This is a genomic window from Paenibacillus sp. CB74 (genome assembly GCF_055687625.1).
In genome coordinates, this window is record NZ_CM146009.1 from 6,822,037 (window position 1) to 6,835,684 (window position 13,648).

The window sequence follows — 13,648 nt, forward strand, 5'->3', positions numbered from 1 at the left end:
TTTTGGTATGATAGAACAATCCATGGCATAATAACTTCAACAGGTTATGCATAGCAAAGGCGTTCAAGAGAGGAAAGATACAATATGAAAGTAAATCAATCTGAATTTATTATCAGTGCCGTTCGGCCTGAACAATACCCAGAGGACGGTCTGCCAGAGATTGCGTTGGCGGGTCGATCCAATGTGGGGAAATCTTCCCTGATCAACCGTTTGATCAATCGTAAAAATCTGGCTCGGACGAGTGCGACACCAGGTAAAACACAGCAGCTGAACTATTATAAAATTAATCAGGATCTCTACTTCGTCGATTTCCCGGGATATGGTTACGCCAAGGTTTCCAAAGAGCAGCGCTTTGCCTGGGGTAAAATGATGGAGAAATACCTGCTCGGACGCGAGGAATTGAAACTGGTTATGCAGATGGTGGATATGAGACATGAGCCATCCAAGGAAGATAAGATGATGAATGAATGGCTTCGTCACAATGGATTGCCTTTGGTTGTCGTAGCAACCAAGATGGACAAGATTCCCAAAACACGTAGAGCCAAACATATCAAAGTTATTAAGGAATCACTGGGTCTTCGTTCAGGAGATTTGTTTGTGCCGTTTTCATCCGAAGAGGGATTGGGGAAAGAGGAGTTATGGGACATCATTACCCGCCATGCCCGCATAGATAAGTATGCACCAGTGCTGGATGCAGAGGGTACTGCTGAAGAGGAAGAAAACAACGAAATTAACGGATAACCGAGATAGTATACAGTTTTAGTGTGGGAAAGTGAGCATGTTAAGTGAATCTTGGATGAGATCAAGATTAATCCGGTTATTTATGGGATTTCGTGAGAATTCATCATCTGGGTCTGGAGAAATATAGCGTTAAGGTAGTGTATAATGAGCATAGGTGCATATTGCCAACAGTACCCAAAACACCGGCTTCGCCGGCCTGAAGAATTTTGAGATTACTGCTACAGTGCAGGAAGGCAAAACAATCGGGAAAGAATTGAGGAGATTTGTATGGCTCAGCGGTTAGCCACAGAGTATGTTAAGGCCACTATGAAATTGTCAGAACCCCAGATGCATCAGTTTTTGCGCATGACAGAAGACGGCCGACTCCATCATCGGGTTAAGGTGTTGGACAATGGATGTCAGGAGGTTGTGCTGGGGGATGTAAGTGGAGAAGAGGTTCATTTCCCTTTTGACCGCATAGAAGGATTTTATATCTGTGAGTTATCTTGCCGCCTGGTGAATCTGCATCTGACCAATGTTGTCCGGAAGCTCTTTATGACTTTTAAGGGTGACGGGGTCGTTCATCGAATCTATAAAGGGTTCACCATGACGTATGTTTATGCTCAAGGCACTGTCCGTAAAATTGTGGAGAAAACCGGGGAGAATACCCGAGTGATCTATGAATACAAAAATACGTTGCTCGAATTGCAACATCTGTTCCTGGCCAGAGATGTAGAACGCGAAATCAACCGTGTGTATGCCGAGATTGATTCACTGCTGGACACTAGAAAAGATGCGACTGCTGATCAGCTTCATCAGATTGATGAGACTCTTGTTCGTTATCAAAAACGGTTGTTTGAGCTTGAAGCTTATTAACCTGAAAGTGTATGTCTATACACGTATAAAAATGTAATGAATTCCCTTGTATCTTCCGGGTCTTGGCACTTGCCAATGCGGAGGTTTCAGGGGGATTTTTTGTTGTAGGGTCAAATCATCCGGAAGTGAAAATATTTATTTTACAATCTTCTGGAAAAGGGTTGATTTCACTCGGATTCAATGTTATTTTTAATCTCGTTGAAAACAATATAGGAACCAGGATTCACTCAGGACATTATATGTTGCGAGAGATTTTTCCCTCGGGAAGTGAATGACGTAGGTCCTAGCGGATGAAATTTTTCAAACATTTTATTCCTAGGAAGGGGGAACCGAAGGGTGGAATATTCAACTTTCGGAAGACACGTTGCTGTTGATACTTGGGGTGTCGACTTTAATCTACTGAACAATGCGGAGTACTTGCAAGCCCAAATGGTTGAAGCAGCGGAGGCATGTGGTGCGACAGTAATGTCCGTGCAGTCCAAGCAGTTTGACCCACAGGGAGCGACCGTTCTTGTACTCTTGTCGGAGAGTCACCTCTCCATTCATACGTATCCTGAGAGAGGTTTTGCAGCAATTGATTGTTACACTTGCGGGGATACCGTTGACCCACAGTTGGCCATTGACTACCTGGTATCCGTATTAAAGCCGGAAAAAACGTATGCAAAGAAGCTGGTACGTGGATTGGGCGAATTGCAAGTTGAAACACCAGAGATGAACAAACATTCAGAATGGGTTTAAATAAATAGTATATTGCATACACAATGTTCACATATCGGGATGGACGCATAACCTCCCAAACTTTAATAGCCATGGAATCATTCCATGGCTATTTGTTTTAAATGTCCATATCATTATGAATATTCATAATCGACACTTTTTAACGCATAACGGGGAACTTTGGTGAGACACTACAATAAATGACAGTGCATATGATGATGAACATGGGGATTTCATAAACATTTCATAAAAATGACCCGGTCACGGCTATGATGTGTGATATAATTAACCATGTCAATCATAAATGGATAGACATATGCAGTAAGCACTTTGATTGGAAATTTATTAGGCAGGTGAACTTGCAATGCACATCGTTGTCGTTGGTTTGAATTATCGCACGGCGCCTGTAGAGGTTAGGGAACGATTCACATTTGCAGAAAAGGACTTGTCTGAAGCGCTGCAGCAGCTCAAGCTGACCAAGAGTGTATTGGAAGGTGTAATCGTAGCCACATGTAACCGTACCGAGTTGTATGTTGTGGTGGACCGTCTTCACATGTGTGGTTATTTTATTCGAACATTCATGGAACAATGGTTTAATGTACCACGGGAAGAATTTACGCAACACTTATATATATATGAAGATGACCAAGCCATGCGCCATTTGTTCCGTGTGATCTGCGGACTTGATTCCATGGTCATTGGTGAGACTCAGATACTTGGACAGGTGAAACAGGCTTTTCTTAAAGCGCAGGAAGAGAAATCAACAGGTACCTGGTTTAATATGCTGTTCAAACAGGCAGTTACACTGGGCAAACGGGCCCATTCGGAGACCTCCATCGGGGAGAGCGCCGTATCTGTCAGTTATGCTGCTGTTGAGCTTGGTAAGAGGATCTTTGGCATGTTCACAGATAAGAAGGTGCTCATATTGGGTGCCGGCAAGATGAGTGAACTAACCGTGAAACATCTCTATGCCAACGGGGCATCCGAAGTCATCGTGGCAAATCGTACGCTCGCAAGAGCCGAAGAGTTGGCAGCCAAGTTCCGGGGCACACCTTGTACGATGGAACAAGCATTAGATCGTCTTAATGAAGTGGACATTGTGATTAGTTCTACTGGAGCTGAACGTTATGTCATGGATGCGGCAGTGGTACGGGAGAGCATGAAGCGTCGTCAATCCCGTCCATTGTTCCTGATTGATATTGCGGTTCCACGGGATATTGATCCGGCGATTGCTGAGTTATCCAACGTATATCTCTATGACATTGATGATCTGGAAGGAATCGTGGAGAGCAACCTGGAGATGCGTAAGGTGGAAGCTGCCAAGATTGAGAGAATGATTGAGCTTGAGATGGAAGATTATTACCATTGGCTCAAAACGTTGGGTGTTCGTCCCGTTATTCGCGCTTTGCAGGAAAAAGGTGTCTCCATTCATGAAGAAACGATGGATAGCCTGTTTAATAAACTGCCTGAGCTTGATGAACATCAGCGTAAAGTCATTCGTCGTTTGACCAAGAGTATTGTGAATCAAATGACGACAGATCCGATTAATCGGATTAAGGAAATGGCAGGAACGAAGCAAGGTGATGAAGCTCTGCGCATGTTTACTCAGATTTTCGCTTTGGAAAATGCAGTGGAGATGGCCGCTGAAAAAGTGAGTCAGAGTGACGCCACAGCTCTGGCTAAACCAGCCGCTCACCTTAACGAAAACCGGCAAGACCCCGTGCCGGCTTATGCTCCGGCAGGCGTATAAGGCGGGTGGGCAGCTTGACCGTTGCTGAACAAGTCTATGAAGCTTTAATCTATATGTATGCCCTGAGCCTACTGTTCTATTTCTCGGACTGCATTCGACGCAATGCGGGGGCGAAGCGGACAGGCACAGGGTTTCTTGTCGTTGTTTGGGGACTTCAGGTCACACATGTCATTTTGCGCATGTGGACTGAAGGACATTTTCCAATCTACACCACCTTTGATTTTTTGTTTATATTTTCATTCAGTATTGTGCTGATGTCTCTTGTCATGACTCGTATCCAGCGTTCTGAATTTGTGATTTTATTGCTGAATGTTGTAGGTTTTTCCGTTACGGTATTAAACCGCCTGTGGTTTACGGCCGGAGAGATATCCCTGCATAACTGGCAAACAGTACATGGATTACTCATCATGCATATCACCTTGGCGAATCTTGGTTTTGCGGCGTTAACCGTTGCTACGGTATTTGCCTTGTTATATCTTTTCTTGCACCATAAGTTGAAGAAAAAAAAGTGGAATGATACGATGCGCCGGCTGCCAAGCCTGGAAGTGATCGGTAAGTACATGGATGGTGCTACATTGATAGGAACGCCGCTCCTTGGTGTTTCTGTAATGCTTGCCGTATTATCCATTGTGGCGGAAAGACGATGGATCTTGCTACTGGACCTCAAAGTAATTGCTACAGGTCTTGCTATAGCCATCTACGTAGGTTACTTCGTATTCAAGAGAAGAAAACAGTTCTCTACGATCATCATGGCAAGATGGACACTGATTGGATACGGATTGGTCATTGTGAGCTTTTTATCCAATGCGTATTCAGCGTTTCATCGTTGGACGGGAGAGTGAGGGAAATGGAGCGTTACACGCCAATATTTGTGAATACTTCAGGCAAGAAGTGCTGTGTAGTTGGTGGTGGACGTGTTGCCGAACGTAAAATTAAGGGATTGCTGCATGCCGAGGCTCAGATTACGGTCATTAGTCCGGAGCTTACTCCCTTATTAAAACAACTGCATCATGAATCCCGAATTCAATGGATAGACCGGTCCTACCGCAATGGAGATTTGCGGGGGGCCTTTCTCGTATATGCAGCGACTGACCGATCAGAGGTCAATTCAACTGTGGTTCGGGATGCTGGGAATGCGGGCATATTGGTGAATGACGCGATGTCTTCGGAGCACAGCAGCTTTATTACGCCAAGCGTAGTCAGACGTGGAAGATTAAGCATAGCGATATCCACAGCAGGGGCGGGGCCGGCAGCAGCTGCTGAGATACGAGCCACACTCGAACGACAGTTCGGTGATGAGTATGAGACGTATCTTGAGTTTTTGCACCAGATGAGGACCGAGGTGAAGGCACGCGTATCTTCTGCTAGTCTTAGAAGTACGTTGCTTCGGCAGTTAACTGAGATGAACATACTAGAAGATATTCGTACAGGCCATTTCCGGTGGTGGACCGAAGAAGAAATCGGGGACTGGATATCCCGTAATCAGGAGGAAGTATAGATATGCGTACAATTAAAGTTGGAAGTAGACAGAGCGCGCTTGCGCTAACCCAGACAGGTCATGTCATTCAGGATTTACGCGACATTTGTGAGCGGGAAGGATTAGCTTTTGACTTTGAAGTACATAAGATTGTTACAAAGGGAGATCTCATTCTGGATGTAACGCTGTCAAAAGTGGGAGGCAAAGGATTGTTTGTCAAAGAAATTGAACAGGCGATGCTTGATCGTACCATTGATATGGCTGTGCATAGCATGAAGGATATGCCCTCCGAGTTACCCGAAGGATTAATTAATGGCGCTGTTCCCCGTCGTGCAGATCCACGGGATGCGCTGATTTCCAATGGTGGACTTACGCTGGATCAATTGCCAGAAGGCGCAAGAGTTGGGACAAGCAGTCTGCGCCGATCCAGTCAATTAAAAGCCTATCGTCCAGATTTGCAATTGGAATCGCTTCGCGGCAATATCGATTCCCGTCTGCGGAAGCTGGAGACTGAAGGCCTTGATGCGATTATTCTGGCTGCTGCTGGGTTGTACCGAATGGGCTGGGAAGACCGGATTACCGAGTACTTGACCGAAACAGCTTGCCTTCCGGCTGTGGGCCAGGGGGCGCTTGGTATCGAATGCCGTGAAGACGATGAGGAATTGTTGCACTTGTTGCAGCTGTATAATGATCCCGAGACAGCATTTCCTGTACAGGCGGAACGCCGTTTTCTCAGTGTATTGAATGGGGGCTGTCAGGTCCCGATTGGTGCTCATGCGGTGTGGCTGCCTCAGCAAGATGCAGATTCCCTGAATGGCAAAAACACGTTACAATTAACAGGTATGGTCGGTACACCGGATGGTGGACTGATTCTTAAGGAAGCTCTGACTGGCAAAGACCCGGTTCGTCTGGGAGAAGAAGTGGCTTGGAGATTGATCGAACGGGGAGCAGAGCAGATACTGGCAGAAGTTAGGGGATGAAGACATGGTGGGGAAGGTCTTTTTGGTAGGAGCAGGTCCTGGGGATGCAAAGCTGATTACGGTAAAAGGGTGGGAATCCATCGGTAAAGCCGATGCTGTAGTCTATGATCGTTTGGCAAGTCCGAGATTGTTGAAACAAATGAAACCTGGCGCGGTCAAGATTTACGTGGGCAAGCGCCCGGATCGGCATACGATGAAACAGGAAGAGATCAATCAACTGTTGGTTGATCTGGCTCTGGAAGGCAAGGTTGTGGTACGGCTTAAAGGTGGCGATCCGACGATCTTTGGACGCGTGGGCGAGGAGGCGGATTTGCTGCACAAAAACGGCATTCCATTTGAGATTGTGCCTGGGGTAACAGCTGCGATAAGTGTGCCAGCGTATGCCGGAATTCCCGTGACACACCGTGACTATGCGTCCTCTATCTCCATCATTACGGGGCATGAAAGTCCGGACAAGCTCGATCGCAGCATCCATTGGGATAAAGTGACGAATGCGACGGGTACACTTGTATTTATGATGGGTGTTGCCAAAATTGGCTATATCAGCGAACAGTTGATTCGTCATGGTCGTCCAGCACAAACACCAGTAGCACTGATTCGTTGGGGAACACGAGCGGAACAGGATACCATTACAGGTACCCTTGAAGATATAGAAGCGAAAGTGATCGCAGCCAATTTCCAACCGCCTGCTGTTATTGTGGTAGGGGATGTCGTGAATCAACGGGAACAGTTGAAATGGGCAGAGGCGCTGCCGCTGTTTGGCAAACGAATTCTGGTGACCCGTGCTCGCAGTCAGGCGAGTGAACTCGTGAATCGCATTGAGGAACTCGGCGGCGAACCGTATGAGTTTCCGGTCATTGAGACGGTCATGCCTTCCAGTGAATCTGCGCAGCAAAGTGTCAAAGACGCGTTCAGTGCTTTAAATACCTATGACTGGGTATTTTTCACAAGTGTGAACGGCGTGGAGTTCTTCTTCCGCCATCTGGAACAGGAAGGCAAGGATATTCGCTCCATTCATCAGGCAAGAATTGCTGCCGTAGGACCATCCACAGCAGACGCTTTGCGCAAACATGGCATCGTTGCAGAGGTTGTCAAAGGTCCTTTCCAGGCCGAAGGCATGCTTGAGACTTTTGAAAGTGAACTGAAGGAAGGCCAGAAAGTCCTGCTTCCGCACGGTGATCTGGCTCGTACGTGGTTACGTGACCAGCTGCGAGAACGAGGACTTCAAGTCACCGAAGCCATCATCTATGATACGATCCTCGCTGGTGAAGATGATGATGAACTGCTCAAGCTGCTTGAAGAAGGCGGTATACATGCGGTGACCTTCACAAGTTCATCGACGGTTACCAACTTCATGAGTATGTTGAAACGGATGGGATTGCAAGATCCGCTGCCTTTGTTAAAAGATGTGGAGGTTGCATGTATCGGACCGGTTACAGCGAAGACTGCAGAGGCCGCTGGACTGCGTGTTACGCTCATGGCAGAGGAAGCGACGATGGATAGCTTGATCACAGTTCTATGTGACTGGAAACGGACAAGCGCCAAGGAAGGCGTTCTTCGGAATTAATACACAAGTAATATGTTGACATACGAAGCGTGCTGAATTCGATAGGATACCAGCGCGCTTCCCTTTTTGCTCTATTACACTTTCAGGGAGGTTTACACGTATGAGTTTTCCAATTGTACGGCATCGCCGTTTACGCCAATCCACAGGTATTCGCAATATGGTCAGAGAGACCCATCTAACCGTGGATGATTTTATTCAACCGATCTATGTAACGTATGGAGAAAATGTTAAATCCGAAATCAAATCCATGCCTGGGGTATTCCGTTTCTCGCTGGATCGTCTTCAGGAAGAAGTAACAGAAATTGCCGAGTTGGGAATTCCAGCCGTGTTATTGTTCGGTATTCCTGAGACGAAGGACAGTGTGGGTTCATCTGGCTTCGCTGAAGATGGCATTGTGCAGGAAGCGACGAGATTGATCAAATCGTGGTACCCAGAGCTGCTGGTTGTTGCAGATACTTGTCTGTGTGAATTCACAGATCACGGTCACTGCGGTATGGTACACACCGTGGAGATTGACGGTCACATCTGCGGAGATGTGTTAAATGACGAATCACTTGATCTGCTCGTGCAAACGGCAGTGTCCCAAGCCAAAGCAGGAGCGGACATTATTGCACCATCCAACATGATGGATGGATTTGTACAAGCGATCCGTGCCGGGCTGGATGAGAATGGATTCAGTCACATTCCGATCATGTCCTACTCTGTAAAATATGCTTCTGCATTCTATGGCCCATTCCGCGAGGCAGCAGATTCAACGCCACAATTCGGGGACCGCAAGTCGTATCAGATGGACCCGGCCAACGCACGAGAAGCTCTGCGTGAAGCCGAAACGGATGTGCTGGAAGGAGCGGACATGTTGATGGTAAAACCATCCCTTTCCTATCTGGATGTTATGCGCACCATCAAGGATCAATTTGATCTTCCGCTTGTTGCCTATAATGTAAGTGGCGAGTATGCCATGGTTAAGGCGGCGGCGATTCAAGGCTGGATCGATGAGAAAAAAGTAGCCATGGAAATCCTGCTCAGTATGAAACGCGCGGGTGCAGATATGATCATTACCTACTACGGAAAAGACGCTTCTCGCTGGTTGGCTGAGAAATAAAATAATCGACATTGGGGAGGATACACATGACTGTACAACAAGGTAATCGTCGTAATGATGAGCGCTCACGTAGCGCGTTTGAGGAAGCGAAGCAGTACATACCCGGGGGGGTGAACAGCCCTGTACGCGCATTCAAATCGGTGGGACTTACGCCAATCTATGCGGAGCGCGGCGAAGGGTCCAAAATCTACGATATTGATGGCAATGTTTTTATTGACTATGTAGGATCGTGGGGTCCACTCATCATGGGACATGCACACCCTGACGTTGTAGAAGCTTTGCGTGAGACAGCCCTTAAAGGAACAAGCTTTGGTGCACCTACCTTGCTGGAGACCGAGATGGCGAAACTGGTCTGTGAGCGTGTACCTTCCATCGATATTGTGCGGATGGTTAATTCCGGTACGGAAGCAACCATGAGTGCCATTCGACTGGCACGCGGGGTAACCGGACGCAGTAAAATTCTGAAGTTTGAAGGATCATATCATGGACATGCAGACAGTTTGCTGATCAAGGCTGGCTCAGGTGTTGCAACATTGGGTCTGCCAGATAGTCCAGGTGTGCCTGAAGGCGTAGCTGTGAATACCATTACGGTACCTTATAACGATCTGGAGTCTGTGACACTTGCTTTTGAACGTTATGGTGAAGAACTTGCCGCTGTTATTGTGGAACCTGTGGCAGGTAACATGGGGGTTGTACCTCCGGCTTCTGGCTTCCTGGAAGGCTTGCGCAGTTTGACGACGCAATATGGCAGCCTGCTTATTTTTGACGAAGTCATGACCGGTTTCCGCGTAGGGTTGAACTGTGCCCAGGGACGATATGGGGTTACACCCGACCTGACTTGTCTGGGGAAAGTTATCGGTGGCGGACTCCCGGTTGGTGCTTATGGTGGTCGCCGGGATCTGATGGAACAGATTGCTCCTACGGGACCGATCTATCAAGCAGGTACACTAAGCGGGAATCCGCTGGCTATGGCAGCAGGATATACCACGCTCAAATTGTTAACACCAGAGGTCTATGACCGTCTGGAGACACTGTCTGCACGTCTGCAAGCCGGATTTGAGAAAAATGCATCTGAGGCGGGTGTCGCGATAACTATTAACCGTGTGGGTTCCATGGTTTGTCCATTCTTCAGTGCCGTTCCGGTAACTAATTATGATATTGCCAAAGAAAGCAATCTGGATCAATTCCGTCGTTATTTTGCGGCCATGATTGATCAAGGTGTGAGTGTTGCGCCTTCGCAATACGAAGGCATGTTTGTCTCTGGTGTGCACACGGAGCAAGATATTGACGATACGATCGAGGCGAATCGTAAAGCTCTTCAATCGCTATGACGATCAAAAGTTGGAAACGCCGCGGGGAATGGCTTGAGCTGATGCCAGGCAAAACCGTAACCGGCAGCTCGGACAAACAGATGGCTGCGGAGCAATGGCTATTGTCTGAACTTCAATTTCCGGAGAAACTGCTACGTCAGCTTAAAGCAAACCGAGGAATACAACTCGCAGGGGACCGGCTTCGGCTGGCCCTTTTTGCGTCCCAGCCAATCGATGTCGAGCCACGCTGGGCTGAGGCGGAGGTCTTGTTTGAGGATGATTTCTGTTTGGTTATGCACAAACCGGCAGGCATGAAACTGCATCCGGATGGAAGCCGCGCTGATCAGGCCATCACGCTGGATCATGTGGTTGCCTCCTATTATGAGATGAACGGAATACAGGCAAGTGTACGCCATGTTCATCGACTGGATGAGGATACAACCGGACCTGTCCTGTATGCCAAAAATGCTTTTGCTCTCGCCAAACTGGATGAAGCGATGCGCCGCAAAGAGATTGGTCGCCATTATGTAGCCATGGCAGGGGGACAACTATCCCGCGAACTGCACAAAATTGATGCTCCCATTGGCAAGGACAGACATCACAAACAGCGCAGACGTGTCTCTGAAGGTGGTCAAGAAGCTGTTACGCATGTGGAGATCGTCGAAGTGTGGGAACGGGCAACTCTTGTACGATTGAAGCTGGACACAGGACGCACACACCAAATTCGTGTACATCTGAGTTATGCGGGACATCCGCTCATCGGTGATGAGTTGTATGGAGGAAGAGCGGATGCCATTGATAGGCAGGCGCTTCACGGAGAAGTGTTGAAGTTTAACCACCCGTTAACTGGAGCCATGATTGAAGTAAATGACCCTTGGCCGTCCGATTTTACACAACTGGCAGAGCGCGAAAAGGCTTACTAATACACTATTTGTTTCGCCTAAAAGCTTTCTGAAAGAAAGCTGCTTCGGAAGTATACGCGAGGATTACAGCGACCAGAAGGTTGTTCTATCATTGGAGTGACAGTGTAAATAACTCAGAGTTGAACATATATAGCAAGGTTTTTCAAAAGGTGGCATGCTCATCTCATTCAAGGCATATAGATGGGGTAACGAAGGATTTGGACCATGGATCAGTCCCATGAGAAGGATCATGGTGAACATATGCCGAAAGGAGGACGCCACCTTTGTTGAATCAACCTTATGGTTTGCGGTTCGATATTTATGAGCGCGTTCATTTGTCTGAGGGAGTTCCTGCGATTGAGGAATTGGAGGAGATTGAATTATACCCGCGCATTCAAGTCATAGGGCAGGATGATCATGCCACCTTAAGAGGGCATCTTTTACTTACAGGTGCGTACAGAGGAGAAAATGAGGCTTCAGAAGAGCTCAAACATTTCATTCCCGTGGAGATTACAGTGCCGCTGAACCGAGTCAGATCGATTGAGGATATTTCCATTGAGATCGAAAATTTTGACGTGGATCTGTTGTCCAATCGTAGTCTGAACATTACTGGCGTGTTGTCGTTGCGAGGCATCGAGGGCTTTCATGCTGAAGAGCCGCAAGTGTGGTCAGCAGATGAGTTTACAGTAGTCCACTCACCGGATGCTCAGCAATCCAACCGTTCCGATGAAGCAGAAGAGACAGATAGCGATCCTAACACATTTGCACAGGAGTATCTGCTCCAGCGGAGTGAGGAAGAGAGACTTGCGAATGCAGCAGAGCTTGCCTATGGTGCCCCCGAATATCATCAGGAATATGCAAACTTATCCTCGTCGGAGCCACTCCAATCGGCGGAGCCAAGTGCGGAGTACGCTAACGAAAACAGACAACCTGATGCAAACGAAGATCCTGCATCTCTGACAGCGAATGGAGATGAACTGGCATCCCAGGAGCCATACAGCGAACCTTCTCCCATCTCGTCATTTATGGCTGAGACCGCTGATCGGTTAGCTTCTTACCCAGAGTCGGAACCGTTGCTTCCTCTGGAAGATGAGTCTTCGGCGTGGTCCGAGCCTTCCGTGGATGCATTGCCTACAGAGCCTAGAAATTCAGATCAAGAAGTCCAAGAACCTGCTGCTCAATCATCTAATGAGCTCGCAGCAGCAGATGTACCGGACGGACCGGACGTATGGCATTTCGAATCAGCGAGATCTGTACCTCAGCAGGAGAATCAGGCAGTTGATGTTCCGGTTGGACCACAAGCGGAGAACTGGCAAGGTGTATTCGGTACGTCCGAAGCAGGCAATGCAGAGGAAGAACGCCAGTCTTTTGAAGCGACTGAGGTAGATGAGTTTGTACAGAATGAAGCATTTGTCCCTGAACCTGTTGCTGAGACGGAAGACAAGCCGGAGATGAAGGTTGCTTTTGGCAGTAAAAAGGAATCCGCTCCAAGACAAGAGGAGGGTGTGGGGATCTCTTCCTTGTTATCCTCCGGCAGATCAGCACGCGATGCTGAAGTGGAGAGAGGCGAAGAGGTTCCAGCCGGTGTGATACAGGAAGAAACGTATGCACCTGAGGATGTGGAATGGAAGAATCTGTTCCTGGGAACGATTGTGGATCAGACGCCATTCCGCAAAGTGAAGTTGTGTATCGTCCAGCGGGAAGATACACTGGATGCCATTGCGGATCGATATCAATTGAGCACGAGGGAACTTCAGTTGTATAATCGATTATCTGAACAAGTTGTGGAAGAAGGTCAGATATTGTACATCCCTTAATCCGTAGTTAAAGCCTTCGTTAGGACCCGTGATCCCCTTGAGGATTGCGGGTTTTTGCATGATTTGCCCTAAACCTGACAACAGCGCACTTTATCCGCTGCTGTCAGGTTGACTATCGCGCACGAGCAAGGTATGATGTGTGTAGGTTTTTTGAAGAACAACGTGGAACGGGAGTAGTAGACAGTATGACCTTTCAGAGAGTGGAATTGCAACGCTGTGAGATTCCGCAGGAACCAACTGATCGAAGTCGCCCGGGAGTTGCCTGTTTGAATTTAAGGGATGAATGAGCTTTATCGTCATTTATTTCTGAGGTAGGATGGGCCGGTAGCAGCCGTTATCTGCTTGAAGTGTCACGTCCTGTACAGAGGGGGAAGTCTATCTTGCTGTCGGCGTGAAACAAAGGTGGTACCGCGAAAGCTAACCTTTCGTC

General features: G+C 47.7%; 12 protein-coding genes and 1 other annotated feature (1 of these 13 cut by a window edge). All 12 genes read left to right on the forward strand.

Annotated features, from left to right (window positions below; all coding sequences use genetic code 11):
* Positions 1-84: 84 nt before the first annotated feature.
* The 12 genes from yihA to ACX9NY_RS30120 all read left to right on the forward strand — a co-directional run bounded on the left by yihA (position 85) and on the right by ACX9NY_RS30120 (position 13,218).
* On the forward strand, positions 85-741 hold the full coding sequence (gene yihA / locus ACX9NY_RS30065; protein WP_339237111.1) for a ribosome biogenesis GTP-binding protein YihA/YsxC: 657 nt from the start codon (positions 85-87) through the stop codon (positions 739-741).
* A gap of 267 nt (positions 742-1,008) precedes the next feature.
* Positions 1,009-1,596, forward strand: coding sequence for a non-ribosomal peptide synthetase module (locus ACX9NY_RS30070; protein WP_339237109.1), 588 nt, complete (start codon positions 1,009-1,011; stop codon positions 1,594-1,596).
* 336 nt (positions 1,597-1,932) lie between these two features.
* Positions 1,933-2,334 (forward strand): adenosylmethionine decarboxylase, encoded by a 402-nt coding sequence (speD, locus tag ACX9NY_RS30075; protein WP_339237107.1) that lies wholly within the window; start codon positions 1,933-1,935, stop codon positions 2,332-2,334.
* A gap of 343 nt (positions 2,335-2,677) precedes the next feature.
* Positions 2,678-4,063, forward strand: coding sequence for a glutamyl-tRNA reductase (gene hemA / locus ACX9NY_RS30080; RefSeq protein WP_339237104.1), 1,386 nt, complete (start codon positions 2,678-2,680; stop codon positions 4,061-4,063).
* Positions 4,064-4,077: 14 nt separating this feature from the next.
* Entirely contained in the window at positions 4,078-4,905 is an 828-nt protein-coding gene (ccsA, locus tag ACX9NY_RS30085) for a cytochrome c biogenesis protein CcsA (protein ID WP_445252757.1), read from the forward strand.
* A gap of 5 nt (positions 4,906-4,910) precedes the next feature.
* A complete protein-coding gene (locus ACX9NY_RS30090; RefSeq protein WP_339237102.1) occupies positions 4,911-5,561 on the forward strand; it encodes a precorrin-2 dehydrogenase/sirohydrochlorin ferrochelatase family protein in 651 nt (216 codons plus the stop codon).
* A 2-nt stretch (positions 5,562-5,563) separates the two neighbouring features.
* Positions 5,564-6,520: a hydroxymethylbilane synthase gene (gene hemC, locus ACX9NY_RS30095; protein WP_339237100.1), complete on the forward strand. Its 957-nt coding sequence runs from the start codon at positions 5,564-5,566 to the stop codon at positions 6,518-6,520.
* A 4-nt stretch (positions 6,521-6,524) separates the two neighbouring features.
* Entirely contained in the window at positions 6,525-8,087 is a 1,563-nt protein-coding gene (cobA, locus tag ACX9NY_RS30100; RefSeq protein WP_339237099.1) for a uroporphyrinogen-III C-methyltransferase, read from the forward strand.
* Positions 8,088-8,187: 100 nt separating this feature from the next.
* Complete coding sequence (gene hemB, locus ACX9NY_RS30105) at positions 8,188-9,189, forward strand: porphobilinogen synthase (RefSeq protein WP_017692601.1); 1,002 nt, start codon at positions 8,188-8,190, stop codon at positions 9,187-9,189.
* Positions 9,190-9,215: 26 nt separating this feature from the next.
* On the forward strand, positions 9,216-10,520 hold the full coding sequence (hemL, locus tag ACX9NY_RS30110; RefSeq protein ID WP_339237097.1) for a glutamate-1-semialdehyde 2,1-aminomutase: 1,305 nt from the start codon (positions 9,216-9,218) through the stop codon (positions 10,518-10,520).
* Complete coding sequence (locus tag ACX9NY_RS30115) at positions 10,517-11,422, forward strand: RluA family pseudouridine synthase (protein ID WP_472476638.1); 906 nt, start codon at positions 10,517-10,519, stop codon at positions 11,420-11,422. The genes hemL and ACX9NY_RS30115 overlap by 4 nt, the downstream gene beginning before the upstream one ends.
* A 263-nt stretch (positions 11,423-11,685) precedes the next feature.
* Entirely contained in the window at positions 11,686-13,218 is a 1,533-nt protein-coding gene (locus tag ACX9NY_RS30120; RefSeq protein WP_472476639.1) for a LysM peptidoglycan-binding domain-containing protein, read from the forward strand.
* 154 nt (positions 13,219-13,372) lie between these two features.
* Positions 13,373-13,648: a binding site (T-box leader), on the forward strand (it continues 6 nt past the right edge of the window).